Raw genomic sequence first — 14,406 nt, forward strand, 5'->3', positions numbered from 1 at the left:
TGCGCCGGTGCCGCTAGGATGCACTCATGGCACTGATAGCTCCCCGGGTGACGGCCGGCCTCCCGGCCGAGGACGCGCAGAAACTCCGGTTCGCCCTCGACGGCAGCCACGACATCACGGTGTTCGTCGACGGCACCGTTCACCGGCTGCCGCCCGCGGCGCGGGACGCCGTCGTCGATTTGCTGGGCCGCTTCAGCCGCGGCGAGGCCGTTACCGTCAGCAGCGTCGAGGAGATGCTCACGACGTCCCGAGCCGCGGAGCTTGCGGGGATTTCGCACACGTACCTGCGGAACATGACCGACCGCGGCGAGATCCCGGTTGAATACCGCGGAACGCACCGGCGGATACGGCTGGCCGACATCATGGCCTGGCTCGAGACGCAGAAGAAGAACGGCATGGGCACCGCGCCGCCGGCCGGCCAGGGCGACGAGGGTGCCGGTGGTGAGTGCACAGATGCTTAATGAAGGGATGCTTCATGAAGCAGTGATAAGGATCAAGCAACGATCCCGCTCTTGCGCGGAAACACTGATATCGCGCGGGTTACGCTTGAATTGTGGGTAAATTCAGAGGGTGGCACATCGTGGCAGGCATCGCCGCCATGCTGCTCGCTGGCATCCTCGGAACCGCGATGGGCCTGAACATCACCGCCACGTATTTGGCCAGCGGCGTCGCTTTCGTTGCGGTCTCACTTTGGGTGGACAGCCGGATTTCCCGCCGCCGGAGCGCCGTCCGCCATCCCGGTCCCGACGCCGGTCAGGACGCGAAACTGGCCCTGGACACCGATTCTTCCAAGCCCGAGGGCTAGGCCGCAGGCTCACATCAGGCTGAATCCGCTAAATCCGCTAAATCCGTGGCCGTCCCGCCCAGCGTCGCGCCTTGAGCGCAGCATGCAGTTCCAGCCGCACCATTCCCTTCAGCGGATCCACGCCCAGCAGCTGGCGAATCCGGCCGAGCCGGTTGTAGATGCTGCTCCGGTGCAGGTGCAGCTTGGCCGCGACTTCCTGGACCGAGCCGTCGTTGTCGTAGAACAGCTCCAGCACGGGCAGCAGCTCGCGGTTGCGGTCATGGTCCTCGAGCATGCGGAAATACACGGAACCCGCGTCCGCCCAGGCCCCCGCCCCGCCGCCGGCCGAGGCCAGGAGCTGGTAGACGCCGGTGGCCCGGCAGTCGACGAGCTCGCCCAGCTGCGGGTCCACTGCCGCAGCCTGGGCTGCCTGCCGTGATTGCCGGTAGGCCTCGGCGAGTTCGCGCGGCTTGGCAAATCCCTCGCTTGTGCCCAGGATGATCCGCCGGACGGTGCGCCCGGAGCGTTTGGCGAGTTCCAGTTGGTAGTGGACCAGCACCTGGGCGTGGTCCGCGCGCCCCGTGGATTCCTTGAAGAGCACCACCGCATGGGTTTCCGTGCCGGCGCTGAACAGGGCCGCGTCCACCCCGATGGTCGCCTGCAGCGCCGCGGAGCGGTGAATGAGGGTGTCGGCGATGGGGTCCGAACCCCCGGCCCAGCCATCGGCGTCCAGGACGGTCACCAACTGCCAGGGCCCCTTGCCCTGGACCTCTTTCCAGCCCGCCACGGCCGCCGCCGCGTTGGCCTCGCCGGCGCAGGCCGCCAGGAACTCCTGCTCACGGCGGCGGCGGAACTCTGACTCGGCCGTGTTGGAATCGAGCAGCAGGGAGGACAGCTGCTCCAGCTCCGGCGCCACGTCGTGCAGTTGGGCGAGGACGGCCGCGGCGCTCGGTTCCCCGGCGGCGAGCTGGACCCAGAGGTACCCCACCCGGAAGCCGCGCACCAACAGCGGCACGCACACACGGCCCAGCATGCCGAGGTCTTCGTTGGCCGGCACCACCACCGGCCGGACCGCCGTGGCGATCCCGTGGGAGAGCTGCCACGCGATAACGTCCATGGGAACCCGCTTGCTGAGCAGGAAGTTCACCCGGACGCGGTCCGCATGCGATTGGTTGGAGCTGTAGGCCAGGAGCAAACCGTCGAGGTCCTCGAGGGAGAGGCCGCGGCCCAGCCGCTGCGCCACCTGCTCCACGAGCTGCTCCACGTCCTGCTGCTGCATCATGCCAGACTACTGCCCCGGCCCGCCGCGCTGCGAATGCATCGGCGACGGACACGAGCCGACACCTGACGCCCGCCGTCTCGACAAATGTCTATCCGCGCATTTGAAAAACCCCGGGATCACGCGGCCGGCGCCCAGGGCACGGCGGAGGCACCTGTCGTGTGCCTCACAGCGGGATTTATTCTGGAAGTACGAATCCCCCCGCTCACCCAGGCCCACGAGGCCGACACCCACTGGAGCTAATAAATGATTATCGGTGTACCCAAAGAGATCAAGAACAACGAATTCCGCGTCGCCATCACCGCTGCTGGCGTCCACGAATTCCGCACCCACGGCCACGTGGTCCTCGTCGAGCGCGGCGCAGGCCTGGGCTCCGGCATCACGGACGAGGAATACGCGATCGCCGGCGCCGAGATCGTCGCCGACGCCGACGACGTCTGGGGCCGCGCCGACATGGTGATGAAGGTCAAGGAGCCGGTCAAGGCCGAATACCACCGCTTCCGCAAGGGCCTGATCCTCTTCACCTACCTGCACCTGGCCGCCGAGCCGGAACTGACCCAGGAACTGATCAACTCCGGCGTCACCGCCATCGCCTACGAGACCGTCCAGGAAGGCCGGACCCTGCCGCTGCTGGCCCCGATGTCCGAGGTTGCCGGCCGGCTGTCCGTGCAGGTGGGCGCCACCTCCCTGATGGCCCCGGCAGGCGGAAAGGGCGTGCTGCTCGGCGGCGTCCCGGGCGTCCGCCCGGCCAAGGTTGTTGTCCTGGGCGCAGGAGTTGCCGGCACCAACGCCGCCGCCATGGCCCTGGGCCTGGGCGCCGACGTCACCATCCTGGACATCAACATCAACCGCCTCCGCGAACTGGACGCCCAGTACCAGGGCCGCCTGAAGACGGTTGCATCCAACTCCTACGAGATCGAGAAGTCCGTGGTCGACGCCGACCTCGTGATCGGTTCGGTCCTGATCCCCGGCGCCAAGGCCCCGAAACTCGTCACCAACGAGCTCGTGTCCCGAATGAAGCCCGGCTCCGTGCTGGTGGACATCGCCGTGGACCAGGGCGGCTGCTTCGAGGACAGCCACCCCACCACGCACCAGGAACCGACGTACAAGGTCCACAACACGATCTTCTACTGCGTCGGAAATATGCCCGGCGCCGTCCCGAACACCTCCACGTACGCGCTGACCAACGTCACCCTGCGCTACGCCGTCTCACTGGCGAACCTGGGCGTCAAGGCTGCGTTCGAGCGCGACGCCGCCCTGGCCTCCGGCCTGAACATCGCCGGCGGCAAGGTTGCGCACCGCTCGGTCTCCGAGGCGCACAACCTGCCCCTCGTCTCCGACTGGCACCAGCTGGTCTCCGCGTAACCAACTCCGCGTAGCCAACACTGCATCGGCTGCTCCGTAACCGCCCTTTTGGACCCCCAGAACGGCAGTTACGGAGCAGCCGATGGGTTTTAAGCGAGGGACCGGGCCTGCTCGATCAGCCGCAGCACCTGGAGCGGGCCTGCGGGGTCGACGGGGACGGGCAGCGCCGAGGCGGCCCCGCCGTCGGCGATCTTTGCGGCCAGGATCCGGTAGAACTCCGGGTAGGCGCCGCGTTCGGTAGGCAGCCGGTCCAGATGCCCGTCGCGCCCCAGCAGCCCGGCCCAGCCCGGATCTTCCACGCCGTAGTCGGCGTCCAGCGGGCTTCCGCCGGCCACGATGTATGGCTCCTGCGGGTCCACCCCGTGCTTGGTGAAGCCGCCATCGCTGCCCAGGATCCGGTAGCGCGGCCCCTGCTGCGCGCAGAGCATGTTCATCCACAGGTGGCTGGTCACCCCGGAGCTGTGCCGCAGGGCCACGAAGACGTCGTCGTCCGCCGCACCTCCCGGCCGCCGGGCCGCCAGTTCCGCGTGGGTGACCGTGGCCGGCCCGAAAAGCTGCACGGCCTGGTCCAGCAGGTGGGTGCCGAGGTCAAAGAGCACCCCGCCGCCGTCGTCCGCCGTGGCTGCCGCCTTCCACGCCTTGGGGACATCCGGCGCCCATCGCTCAAAGCGGGACTCAAAGCGGCTCACGGTGCCGAAGGCTCCCGCGTCCATGAGGGCTTTCACCGTGAGGAAGTCGCCGTCCCAGCGCCGGTTTTGGAACACGGTGAGCACCCGGCCCAGCCGCGCGGCGAGCTCGATGAGGTCCTGCCCCTCGGCGCTGCTGACGGCGAACGGCTTGTCGACCACGACGTCGAGCCCTGCCTCCAGCGCAGCCTTTGCCAGCGGGTAGTGGGTGGCGGGCGGCGTGCCGAGCACCAGCAGGTCCAGTTCGCCGGCCAGTGCCAGAATGTCGGCCGGGGTGTCGACGATCCTGGCCGCCGGGTAGCTGCGCGCGGCGGCGGACTGCCTGCCGGCGTCGGAAGTGGAGATGGCATCCAGCGAATAGGCCGGGTTTGCGGCGATGAACGGGGCGTGGAAAACGCTGCCCGAAAGGCCGAAACCGGCGACGGCTGTGCGGATGGGCAGGCCTGAATCGTTGCTCATGATGCCTAGGCTACCGGCCGCGGTGGTCGTTGGACCCGTGGTTGGCTTCGCCGCGTGCCCGTTAAGCGAAACGGGCCGGCGCCTCCCGGAGGCTTCCAGGGGACGCCGGCCTCGGCCGTGGTGCTTTTTTGCTTGGTGGTGCTCGGGGGGCAGGTACTAGCTCTTCTGCCAGCCCACGACGCTCCAGTCCGGCGTCTGGAACAGGCCGGCGCCGTAGTTGGCCAGGCCCGTGCGGGCGAAGTAGATCTGCGGGCCGTTCATGATGACGCCCATGGAGAAGTACTTTTCCATGTGCTTCTTCTCGACGTCCATGGCGGCCTTGTTGCGCTGGGCGTCGTCCTGGATGGACGCAAGGTCCTTGATGGCCTTGTCCAGTTCGGCGTCGCCGAGGCTGTTCTCGTTGGTCTTGGAGTCGTAGAACTGCTTCACGGCGGCGGTGGCATCGGCGCCCACCGTGTAGCCGCTGATAGTGAGCTGGAAGTCGCGGCTGCCAACCACCTTGCCGAAGTCGGCGTCGCCCCGCTGGTCAATGCCGACCTCCATGCCGGCGGCCTGCAGCTGCTTCTGCAGCGTCTGCACGGTGGCCAGGGCGGTGGGGTCGTCACCGAAGTTGGTGATCTTGAACGACGCCGGGACGCCGTCCTTTTCCATGATGCCCTTGGCGTTGGCCGTGTAACCGGCCTCGGTCAGGACCTTCTTGGCGGCGTCGGCGCCGGTTTCCTTGACCGGGTAGTTGTCCTGGTAGTACTTCGAGAACGGCATCAGCATCATCGAGCCCGAGCTGTTCTCGTCCCAGTTCAGGCCACCGAAGCGGACGGCGCGGATGGCGGGACGGTCGACGGCGGTGAAGATCGCTTTGCGGACGGCGACGTCGGTGAGCGGTGCCTTCAGGGCGTTGAGGTTCAGGCCGCCCGCGAAGAGCCGCTGACCGCGGCGGACCTCGGAGTTCTTGGAGCCTTCAAGCTGCTTGTACTTGGTCAGTGTGCGGCCGTCCGCCATGTCGACTTCGCCGTTCTTGAAGGCGGCGATCTCGGCGCTGGCCTCCAGCTGGCGGAAGATCACTTTCTCCAGGACCGGCTTCTCGCCCCACCACTTGTCGTTCGGAACAAGGGAGACGGTCTTCGCGGCAGAGTCATATTTATCCACCTTGAACGGGCCCGCCATCCACTCCGGGTGCAGTTCGCCGGTGAAGCCGGTGTTGAACAGTTCCGGGGTGTTGACTGCCTGCGGGATGAATCCGCCGAAGATGTCGCTGAGGGGGTACACCGGCTGCGTGGTGGTCACAACGACTTCCTTGTCGCTGCTTCCGGCCTTGACGGAGTCGATGAACTCGTAGGCGCCGGACGAGACGATGTCGATGTCCTTGTTCTTGCCGTTGAGCATCTTCCAGGTGTTTTCGAACGTGGCGGCGTTGATCGGAGTGCCGTCGTTGTAGGCGGCCTTCGGGTTGATCTTGATGGTGATGGTCTGCTTGCCGTCTTTGACCTCGCTCTTGAAGTCCTCGCAGAAGTTCTTGTTGAGGTTGGCGGTGCCGTCAAAGTCCAGCTTCCAGCAGCCCACGTAGCCGGCCTCGTCGATCGGGTAGTGCAGTTCCGTGTTGTCCGCCGAGTTGCCCGCGTTGGAGAAGCCGTTGAAGTCCGGTCCGATGTTGCCCAGGGGCAGCGTCACAGTGCCGCCCTGCTGCAGGTCGGAGGCCTTCTTGGCGTTGACGCTGACGAGCTTGCTGAGGTCGCCGGAGGCATCCTGTGCCTTGGCGCTCTCGGCCGTGGTGGAGGCGCCGCCGCTGCCGCAGGCAGTCAGCGCAAGCGCCGCCACGACGGCGGTGATGGCGCCGATCTTGGTGCGATTTTTCATGAGATCCCCTTCATTTTTTTCGTGCGAGTGTATGCATGGTGGTCTGGCGGATTGGTGGTGCTGGTCCGGGTTCTGGCGGTCGGGCAGTCAGTTGTCTTCGTGGACAACGACCATGTCCGCGTCCAGTTCACCGTCCGGGTAGAAGCAGGCGAACTGCTGGTCGACGGCGGCCGGCTCGAGGGCGGGCTCCAGGGTCAGGCACTTCTCCTGCTTGGCCGGCGGCAGGGCCGCAAACACGGGACAGCGGGTGGCGAAGTTGCAGCCTGCCGGCGCCTCCAACGGCGAGGGCAGGTCGCCCTGGAGGATGATCCGGTCGCGGGTGCGCTCCAGCTCCGGATCCGGTACCGGAATCGCGGAGAGCAGGGCCCGGGTGTAGGGGTGGCGGGGGTTGTCGAAGACGGCGTCGACGTCTCCGATCTCCACGATCTTGCCCAGATACATGACGGCCACGCGGTTGGAGATGTGCCGGACCACGGAGAGGTCATGCGCCACCATGAGGTAGCTCAGGCCCAGTTCGGCGCGGAGCTTGTCCAGGAGGTTGATGACGCCGGCCTGCACCGACACATCGAGTGCGGAGACGGGTTCGTCCAGGACAACCAGCCGGGGGTTCACGGCGAGGGCGCGGGCAATGCCGATGCGCTGGCGCTGGCCGCCGGAGAACTGGTTGGGGAAACGGTTGACGTGGTCCGCCTGCAGGCCCACCAGCTCCATGAGCTCCATGATCCGCTTCCGGATGGCTGGCTTGGGCATGCCCAGGTTTTCCATCGGTTCGGCCAGGACCTCGTAGACGGTGAAGCGCGGGTCAAGCGCCCCGGTGGGATCCTGGAACACCATCTGCAGTTCCCTGCGCATGGCACCCTTGGCCTTGGCGTCGGCGGCGTGCTTGTTGCTCAGCCCGCCAATGACCACCTCGCCGTCCTGGTCCTTGTGGAATTCCATGATTTCCAGCAGGGTGGTGGTTTTTCCGCAACCGGACTCCCCGACGATCGAGAAGCACTCGCCCTCGCGGATATCGAAGCTCAGCCCGTCCACGGCTTTCACCGTGCCGATCCTGCGCTTGAGCAGGGCCCCCTTCATGAGCGGGAAGTGCTTCCTGACGTCGCGGAGTTCCAGGACGGTCTTGCGCTCGTGCCGCGGCACCGCGTCGAAGCGCGAGACCGGCACGGCCGGGGCGGCAAAAATCGCGTGGGCGTCGACGTCGGCGAGGGCCTCGGTCTTGATGCACGCGGCGCTGTGCCCCGCGCCGGGCGCCACTGCCCGAAGGTCCGGTTCGCCGTCGAGGCAGGCTTCGCTGGCCAGCGGGCAGCGCGGCGCGAAGGAGCAGCCCGTGGGCGGATGGGCGAGGTTCGGGGGGATGCCCTCGATCGGCACCAGCGAGGTCTTTTCCGCAATGTCCACGCGCGGGACCGCGCCAAGCAGGCCCATGGTGTACGGCATCCGCGGGCTGTAGTAGATGTCGTCGACGCTGCCGGTCTCCACGGGCTTGCCGGCGTACATCACCATGATGTCGTCCGCCATGCCGGCGACCACGCCGAGGTCGTGGGTGATCATGACGACGGCGGCGCCGGTCTCCTCCTGCGCGGCGTGCAGCACCTCGAGGACCTGCGCCTGGATGGTGACGTCCAGCGCCGTCGTCGGCTCATCGGCGATCAGAACCCGCGGGTTGTTGGCGATCGCGATGGCGATCATGACGCGCTGGCGCATGCCCCCGGAGAACTCGTGCGGGAAGGCCTTGAGCCGGTCCTTCGGGCTCGGGATGCCGACCAACCCCAAGAGTTCGACGGCGCGGGCCTCCTTGGCCTGCTTGCTCATGGCCGGGTTGTGGACGGTCAGGGCCTCGACGATCTGGGTGCCGACCGTATAGACGGGGGTCAGGGAGGACAGCGGGTCCTGGAACACCATCGCAAGGTCGTTGCCGCGGTGCCGGCACATGGCCTTGTCGCTGAGACCCAGCAGTTCCTTGCCCTTGAGCCGGACTGAACCGCTGATTTCCGCCGTCGGGGGCAGCAGCCCCATGATCGCCATGGACGTGACCGATTTGCCGGAGCCGGACTCGCCCACGATCCCCAGCGTTTTGCCGGGCAACACGTCGAAGTCGATGCCGCGTACGGCGTGCACCACGCCGTTTTCCGTGTTGAAGCGGACGTTGAGGTCGCGGACGGAGAGGACTGCGTCGGTGGGGGCGTGCAGCCCGGCGACGCTGAGACGCTCGGCGGTGCTCTGGGCGGTAGCCGGGGCGGTGGTATTGCTGGTCATTTGCTCGTCTTCTGTGTCTTGCCGGTCACGGCTCGGCCGATTCGGGGGCGCCCCCGCTTGGCGCGGCCAACGGAGCTGGAGCTGGGGTCGAACGCGTCGCGGAGGCCATCGTTCATCATGGCCAGCGAGCCGGTCAGCAGGAACATCACGATCAGGGGAGCCCAGAACATCCACGGAAAGGTGGAGACCTGGGAGGTGGACTGGCCGATCAGCACGCCCAGGCTCACGTCCGGGACCTTGATGCCGATGCCGATGAAGGAAAACGCGACTTCGGCGAGGATGGCGCCGGTGACCCCGCGGGTGACTTCCAGGACCAGCAGGGAGCCGATGTTCGGCACGAGGTGGCGCCAGACGATCCGGCGCGGCGGGATGCCCATGTACTGGGCGGCCTTGACGAAGTCACGCTGCATGAGCGACAGCGACAGGGACCTGATCAGGCGCGCGGTGCCCATCCAGCTGAAAACCAGCAGCACGATGATGAGCAGCAGCCAGCTTGGGACGGCGTTCTTGAGGCCGTTGGCGCCGCCACTCGTTGCCACCGCGACCACCAGCAGGGCCGGCATCATGATCAGGGCTTCGAGGATGAACAGCATGACCTTGTCCACCTTGCGGCCGAAGTACGCCATGGTGCAGCCGTAGACGGCGGCGATCAGCACCGAGACGAGGCCGACGACGACGCCGATCAGGATGGACACCCTGGTGCCTTCGACAGTCAGGGCGTAGAGGTCAATCCCGGCCTGGGAGGTGCCCAGCAGATGCTCCGCGGAGGGCGGCATGCCGATGTTGAACGGGTCGATGGCCTCCTTGTCCCAGCTGCTGAAAAACCCGCCGATGAAGGAGAAGAGGGTCAGGGTCAGGAAGATGACCAGGCCGGCGACGGCTGTCCGGTTGCGCAGGAAGCGCCGCAGGATGATCCGCGACTTGCCGATCACGACGTCGTCGTTTTCGAGCTTTCCCTCGTCGAGAATGGCGGCCGGGTCAATGGTGTTGAGGTTGGTCATGATTACTGCACCCGCACTCTCGGGTCGACGAGCGTGGTGGCGAAATCGGCGAGGATTGCCCCGACGGCGAAGATGACGGAACCGTAGGCGAGGGTGGCAGTGGCCGCGTTGACGTCCTGCAGCGCGATCGAGTCGATGGACCAGGACCCGACGCCGTGCCAGGCGAAGATCTTCTCGGCGAAGAAACCGCCGGCAAAGATCGCCGGGATGGTGAATGCGATGCTCTGCGCCACGGGGATGAAGGACACCCGTAGGGCGTGGCGGCTGATGGCCTGGTTGCGGGTCAGGCCCTTGGCCCGGGCCGTCCTGACGAAGTCGGCGTTGACGTTGTCCAGCAGGTACTGGCGCTGGGCGATCTGGTATGCGCCCCAGCCCACAACCGTGATGGCGAAAGTTGGCACGGCATAATGGGCGAGCATGTCGACGAACTGGGCCCAGCCGCCGCCGTCAAGGCCCGGGGTGGAGATGCCGGTAACAAAGAAGACGCGCTCCCCGACCGACTCGTTGATGTTGATGGCGCCCAACTGCACCAGGAAGTAGGCGATCGGGGCGGGGACGATGTACATGAGGTAGCTGTACGAGGTAATGACCCTGTCCGAGGCCTTGTACTGGCGGGCGGCGGTGTAGACGCCGAGGGCGACGCCGATCACCAGGGTCAGGATGATCGAGGCCAGGAAGAGCCGGGTTGAGATCCAGACCCGGTCGCCGAACTCGGCGTTGATGAAGGCGCCGTTGGGGCTCCGCCCCCAGTCCCAGCGGGTAAGGATGCCCGTGAGCCAGTCGACGTAGCGCTCCCACGGGTTGAGCGTCGGATCGAGCCCCTTGAGCCGGAAGGAATTGACCACCTGTTCGGGGGTGGGCCGCGGAATCCGCTCCTGCTCGAGCAGCGCCGGCTGCAGTGTGCTCACCGCCAGGAGGTAGCCGGCGCTGGTGGTCAGGAAGATCATGAAGACATACGTGACGGCACGTTTTGCGAGGTATCGAAGCATGGAGCGGCTAGTTCTGGATCGCTGTTGCCTGAGCGGATCCGGGCGCCAAGGCGGCGGCTGGACCGGCCAGCCTGCCTGCCGGGATGACAAGTCTATTCACAACTTCGGTCCTTCCGTCGTCCCCCATCCGGCAGCGGGTTCCGCCGCCGGTTCGGGATCATGTGCCAGCTGGTTTCCGGCCGCCCGCAGGCCTCGCGGCTTAGTCCTTGTGGACTATGTTGCGGGTCACATTCCAGAGGAAGCTATCACATGAGCCGGGCCGCGCAGCGCTCCCGGCGGCCGCGACACGGCGGCTCAACTACAGATCGTTATGAATAAGTCCGCGGAGTGGATTTTGACTCGCGGAATCGTCAACACCGCGCTACCGTCCGGCCACTACGCGCGTGACAAGTTCCCGCCAGGTTTCCGCCAGCCGCTCGGGCGCAATCCCGTGCACGCTGACGGAATGGAGCAGCCGTTCCGGCTCCAGCGCCGCCCCGAGGGCCGACGCCATGAGCCACGGGTCCGCCGTCACTCCGGCTTCGCGCAGCAGCATCTCAAGGTGGCGGTGCCAGAGGACGGCCGGCGGCACATCGAACCTGTTGTAGGCCGACGCGTCGGCGGCTCGGGCCAGCTCCCCGAACTCCAACGTCCAGGCAATGCGGGCGTCGCCCACGGCGATCAACCGCTCCAGGGGCGGCGCGCCGGGACCCACCGGGGGCGGACCAAAGATGAACCGGCCCTGGAATTCGGCCTCGGCATCACTGAGCAGGGCCATCATCAGCCCGGCACGGCTGCCGAACCGACGGAAGACTGTCCCTTTTCCAACTCCGGCGCGCTGCGCCAGCCGGTCCATGGTGAGGGCGTCGACGCTGGATTCCTCCACGATTTCCCGGGCGGCGCAGAGAAGCAGCTCCCTGTTGCGCGCCGCGTCGCGGCGCCCGGCTTCTGCGACGGGCGCCGCGGGGCGCCCTCCCCCGGACTGGGCACCGGGACGGATCGGGATGAGGCTCACACCGCTGAGTCTAGCGCCCCGGAATAGAACCGGACCATAGTCCGTTTAGCATGGGTGAAGGCCCGCAAAGCCCTACGATCCACCAGCCGCCGGAACCATCCTGCGGCGTGACGCACAGGAGTACACATGTCCAAGCAGACCATCCTCGCCCTTGTCGGCAGCCTTCGCGCCGGCTCCACCAACCTGCAGCTGGCCGAGGCCATCGCGCTCAACGCCCCGGAACAGGTGGACGTGGTCATTCACGAGAGCCTGGGCAACATCCCGTTCTACAACGAGGACATCGACGTCGAGGGCCAGGTGCCCGCCGCCGCCGCCGCCCTGCGCGCCGCGGCCAGCAAGGCCGACACCATCTTGCTGGTTACGCCGGAACACAACGGCACGGTCCCGGCATCGCTGAAGAACGCCATCGACTGGCTGTCCCGCCCGTTCGGCGCCGGCGCCCTGTCCGGCAAGCCCACCGCGGTTGTCGGAACCGCCTTTGGCCAGTTCGGCGGCGTTTGGGCCCAGGACGAGGCCCGCAAGGCCGTCGGCATCGCCGGTGCCCAGGTCCTCGAGAACGTCAAGCTGGCAGTCCCCGGCTCGATGGTCCGATTCGCCGAGGTCCACCCCAAGGACGACGCCGAAGTTGTCGAGCAGATCAAGGGCGTGTTCGACGCGCTGGCGGAAGCCCCCGCCGCAGCGGCGGCCTAGGCCCTCCGCAACTCACGGAGCCCGCTCCACGCCACCGAGGCCCCCGGCAGCATGCAGTTGCCGGGGGCCTCGGGGATTCCGGGCCGCCCGCGGCCGGCGCCGCGGAAGGCAGCTTGACGATTTGACGGCGCAAGAAAACAATCGTTTCCTCCCGTGCAACATGGGTAGTATCCTTGGGTCTGTGACCCACGAAACACTTGATGCCGCCGCAGCAGTACTTCCGGCCGAGGCCATTGACGCAATCGAACGTGCGGCTACGTCCGCCCACCGCCACGAGATCTTGTTCTCGGAGCGCGCAGCAAATATCAAGCAGTCGGCAGTCCGGGACGTCTTCGACATCTCGATGCGCCCCGGCCTCGTTTCCCTCGCCGGCGGAAGCCCCTACCTGCAGTCCCTGCCGCTGGAACGCCTTGGCCAGACCGCCGCGAAGATCATCGCCGAGCAAGGCATGACCGCCCTGCAGTACGGCAGCGGCCAGGGTACCGATGAACTCCGCGCCCAGATCTGCGAGGTTATGGCGGCAGAGGGGATCCTCGACGCCGATCCCGCGAACATCGTGATTACGGCCGGTTCGCAGTCCGCCCAGGATGTGGCCGCCAAGGTCTTCTGCAATCCGGGAGATGTGGTGCTCGTGGAGGATCCCACCTATGTCGGCGCCCTCAACACGTTCGAGGCCTACCAGGTGGGAGTCGAGACCGTGCCGATGGACGGCGACGGCATTGTCCCGGACCTGCTGGAAGCGAAAATCGCCGCCCTCCAGACCGCCGGCAAGAACGTCAAGTTCCTCTACACCATCCCCAGCTTCAACAACCCGTCCGGCATCACCCTGTCCGCAGAACGCCGGCAGGCGGTGGTGGATATATGCCGAAACGCGAATATCTTGGTCCTGGAGGACAACCCCTACGGCCTGCTCCGCTTCGACGGCAAGCCGCTGACCCCCTTGCGGGCAGCCAACCCGGACGACGTCATCTACATGGGGTCCTTTTCCAAGATCTTCGCCCCGGGCCTGCGGATCGGCTGGGCCCTCGTCCCGGCCCACCTGCAGCGCCGGTATTACCTGGCATCAGAGGCCGTCACCCTGTGCCCGCCGACGCTGAACCAGATGCTGGTATCGGCCTATCTGCGCGATTACGACTGGCGCGGCCAGATCGAGACGTACCGCGGGCTGTACAAGGAACGCTGCGACGCAATGCTTGCCGCCCTGGCCGAATACATGCCAGAGGGACTGAGCTGGACGCAACCCGACGGCGGTTTCTTCGTGTGGGTCACGTTGCCCGAAGGCGTGGACACGTACCCGCTGCTGTCGAAGGCCATCGACGCCGGCGTCGTCTTCATCCCGGGAGCGGCCTTCACGCCGTCGGACGACACCTCGAACAAGATCCGGCTGGCGTTCAGCGCGGTGCCGCCCGAGTCCATCCGTGAGGGCGTGCGGCGGCTCGCGCCGGTCCTGCGGGAAGCGTTGGCCGCACTGTAGTTTGAAGAACTGTAGCGTGAACACCGGCAGGTTCGGCTGGACTTGCTGAGCAGCACTAGTCGCTGAACAGCGCTGGTTCCTGAACAGCAGGGCCCGTCGAACAGGCACACTAAGCAGCATTACTCGTTCAAAGAGGAGCAGTCCATGACCGGAATTATCGTTGTCGGCGTCGACGGCAGTGAAACTGCCCTGCGGGCCGCGCAGACCGCGCGCGACCTCGCAGTTTCCATGGGGGCGACACTTCATGTGGTCAGCGCCTTTGACAGCGACAGGACCCAGGTCTTCGGCAGCGGCAGTGACGAGTGGATCGTTTCCGACGCCGGCAACGCGGAGAAGGTGGCACGGACGGTGGCGGACGGCCTGCGCCGCCCCGACACCAACGTCACCCATGCCGCGGCCCGGGGCAAGCCCGCCGAGGCCCTGATCCGGGAGGCCGAGCGGACCGGTGCCCGGATGATCGTGGTCGGCAACCGTCGCATGAGCGGGATCGGCCGGGTCCTGGGGAGCGTTGCGAACAGCGTGGCCCACAACGCCCCCTGCGACGTCTACATCGCCAAGACCGACGCCGACTAAGG

13 protein-coding genes are annotated in these 14,406 nt (G+C 66.8%); 6 read left to right on the top strand and 7 right to left on the bottom strand.

Going from position 1 to position 14,406, the window contains the following annotated elements:
• Nucleotides 1-26: 26 nt before the first annotated feature.
• Both AC1DKQ_RS05230 and AC1DKQ_RS05235 read left to right on the top strand, forming a co-directional pair.
• On the top strand, nucleotides 27-461 hold the full coding sequence (locus tag AC1DKQ_RS05230) for a helix-turn-helix domain-containing protein (protein WP_476882985.1): 435 nt from the start codon (nucleotides 27-29) through the stop codon (nucleotides 459-461).
• Between the two features lie 92 nt (nucleotides 462-553).
• Complete coding sequence (locus tag AC1DKQ_RS05235) at nucleotides 554-805, top strand: hypothetical protein (protein WP_476882986.1); 252 nt, start codon at nucleotides 554-556, stop codon at nucleotides 803-805.
• Between the two features lie 37 nt (nucleotides 806-842).
• On the opposite strand, the gene AC1DKQ_RS05240 is transcribed toward AC1DKQ_RS05235, so the two are convergent.
• Nucleotides 843-2,063, bottom strand: a complete 1,221-nt coding sequence (locus AC1DKQ_RS05240) for a PucR family transcriptional regulator (protein WP_476918486.1) — start codon at nucleotides 2,061-2,063, stop codon at nucleotides 843-845.
• A gap of 246 nt (nucleotides 2,064-2,309) precedes the next feature.
• On the opposite strand from AC1DKQ_RS05240, the gene ald reads away from it, so the two are divergent.
• Nucleotides 2,310-3,428 (top strand): alanine dehydrogenase, encoded by a 1,119-nt coding sequence (gene ald / locus AC1DKQ_RS05245; RefSeq protein ID WP_476918385.1) that lies wholly within the window; start codon nucleotides 2,310-2,312, stop codon nucleotides 3,426-3,428.
• An 89-nt stretch (nucleotides 3,429-3,517) separates the two neighbouring features.
• On the opposite strand, the gene AC1DKQ_RS05250 is transcribed toward ald, so the two are convergent.
• The 6 genes from AC1DKQ_RS05250 to AC1DKQ_RS05275 all read right to left on the bottom strand — a co-directional run bounded on the left by AC1DKQ_RS05250 (nucleotide 3,518) and on the right by AC1DKQ_RS05275 (nucleotide 11,667).
• Nucleotides 3,518-4,573, bottom strand: a complete 1,056-nt coding sequence (locus tag AC1DKQ_RS05250) for a Gfo/Idh/MocA family protein (protein WP_476918386.1) — start codon at nucleotides 4,571-4,573, stop codon at nucleotides 3,518-3,520.
• Nucleotides 4,574-4,729: 156 nt separating this feature from the next.
• On the bottom strand, nucleotides 4,730-6,427 hold the full coding sequence (locus AC1DKQ_RS05255) for an ABC transporter family substrate-binding protein (protein WP_476882990.1): 1,698 nt from the start codon (nucleotides 6,425-6,427) through the stop codon (nucleotides 4,730-4,732).
• 87 nt (nucleotides 6,428-6,514) lie between these two features.
• Entirely contained in the window at nucleotides 6,515-8,683 is a 2,169-nt protein-coding gene (locus tag AC1DKQ_RS05260) for a dipeptide ABC transporter ATP-binding protein (protein WP_476918387.1), read from the bottom strand.
• On the bottom strand, nucleotides 8,680-9,684 hold the full coding sequence (locus tag AC1DKQ_RS05265; protein WP_476882992.1) for an ABC transporter permease: 1,005 nt from the start codon (nucleotides 9,682-9,684) through the stop codon (nucleotides 8,680-8,682). Before AC1DKQ_RS05265 ends, AC1DKQ_RS05260 begins: the two co-directional genes overlap by 4 nt.
• Nucleotides 9,685-9,686: 2 nt before the next feature.
• A complete protein-coding gene (locus AC1DKQ_RS05270; protein WP_277524574.1) occupies nucleotides 9,687-10,673 on the bottom strand; it encodes an ABC transporter permease in 987 nt (328 codons plus the stop codon).
• Nucleotides 10,674-11,034: 361 nt separating this feature from the next.
• Entirely contained in the window at nucleotides 11,035-11,667 is a 633-nt protein-coding gene (locus AC1DKQ_RS05275; protein WP_476882993.1) for a TetR/AcrR family transcriptional regulator, read from the bottom strand.
• Between the two features lie 126 nt (nucleotides 11,668-11,793).
• Here AC1DKQ_RS05275 and AC1DKQ_RS05280 point away from each other — a divergent pair, with 126 nt between their 5' ends.
• The 3 genes from AC1DKQ_RS05280 (at nucleotide 11,794) to AC1DKQ_RS05290 (ending at nucleotide 14,404) form a co-directional block, all read left to right on the top strand.
• Nucleotides 11,794-12,357 (top strand): NAD(P)H-dependent oxidoreductase, encoded by a 564-nt coding sequence (locus tag AC1DKQ_RS05280; RefSeq protein WP_476882994.1) that lies wholly within the window; start codon nucleotides 11,794-11,796, stop codon nucleotides 12,355-12,357.
• A gap of 181 nt (nucleotides 12,358-12,538) precedes the next feature.
• On the top strand, nucleotides 12,539-13,831 hold the full coding sequence (locus tag AC1DKQ_RS05285; RefSeq protein ID WP_476882995.1) for an aminotransferase-like domain-containing protein: 1,293 nt from the start codon (nucleotides 12,539-12,541) through the stop codon (nucleotides 13,829-13,831).
• A 144-nt stretch (nucleotides 13,832-13,975) separates the two neighbouring features.
• Nucleotides 13,976-14,404: a universal stress protein gene (locus AC1DKQ_RS05290; protein ID WP_377984202.1), complete on the top strand. Its 429-nt coding sequence runs from the start codon at nucleotides 13,976-13,978 to the stop codon at nucleotides 14,402-14,404.
• Nucleotides 14,405-14,406 lie beyond the last annotated feature (2 nt).

This window comes from Arthrobacter sp. 05L421 (assembly GCF_056397785.1).

Coding starts and splice junctions, on each gene's coding strand:
- AC1DKQ_RS05270 (WP_277524574.1), bottom strand. CDS start 10,673: ATGCTTCGATACCTCGCAAAACGTGCCGTCACGTATGTCTTCATGATC.
- AC1DKQ_RS05240 (WP_476918486.1), bottom strand. CDS start 2,063: ATGCAGCAGCAGGACGTGGAGCAGCTCGTGGAGCAGGTGGCGCAGCGG.
- AC1DKQ_RS05280 (WP_476882994.1), top strand. CDS start 11,794: ATGTCCAAGCAGACCATCCTCGCCCTTGTCGGCAGCCTTCGCGCCGGC.
- AC1DKQ_RS05250 (WP_476918386.1), bottom strand. CDS start 4,573: ATGAGCAACGATTCAGGCCTGCCCATCCGCACAGCCGTCGCCGGTTTC.
- AC1DKQ_RS05230 (WP_476882985.1), top strand. CDS start 27: ATGGCACTGATAGCTCCCCGGGTGACGGCCGGCCTCCCGGCCGAGGAC.
- ald (WP_476918385.1), top strand. CDS start 2,310: ATGATTATCGGTGTACCCAAAGAGATCAAGAACAACGAATTCCGCGTC.
- AC1DKQ_RS05290 (WP_377984202.1), top strand. CDS start 13,976: ATGACCGGAATTATCGTTGTCGGCGTCGACGGCAGTGAAACTGCCCTG.
- AC1DKQ_RS05255 (WP_476882990.1), bottom strand. CDS start 6,427: ATGAAAAATCGCACCAAGATCGGCGCCATCACCGCCGTCGTGGCGGCG.
- AC1DKQ_RS05265 (WP_476882992.1), bottom strand. CDS start 9,684: ATGACCAACCTCAACACCATTGACCCGGCCGCCATTCTCGACGAGGGA.
- AC1DKQ_RS05260 (WP_476918387.1), bottom strand. CDS start 8,683: ATGACCAGCAATACCACCGCCCCGGCTACCGCCCAGAGCACCGCCGAG.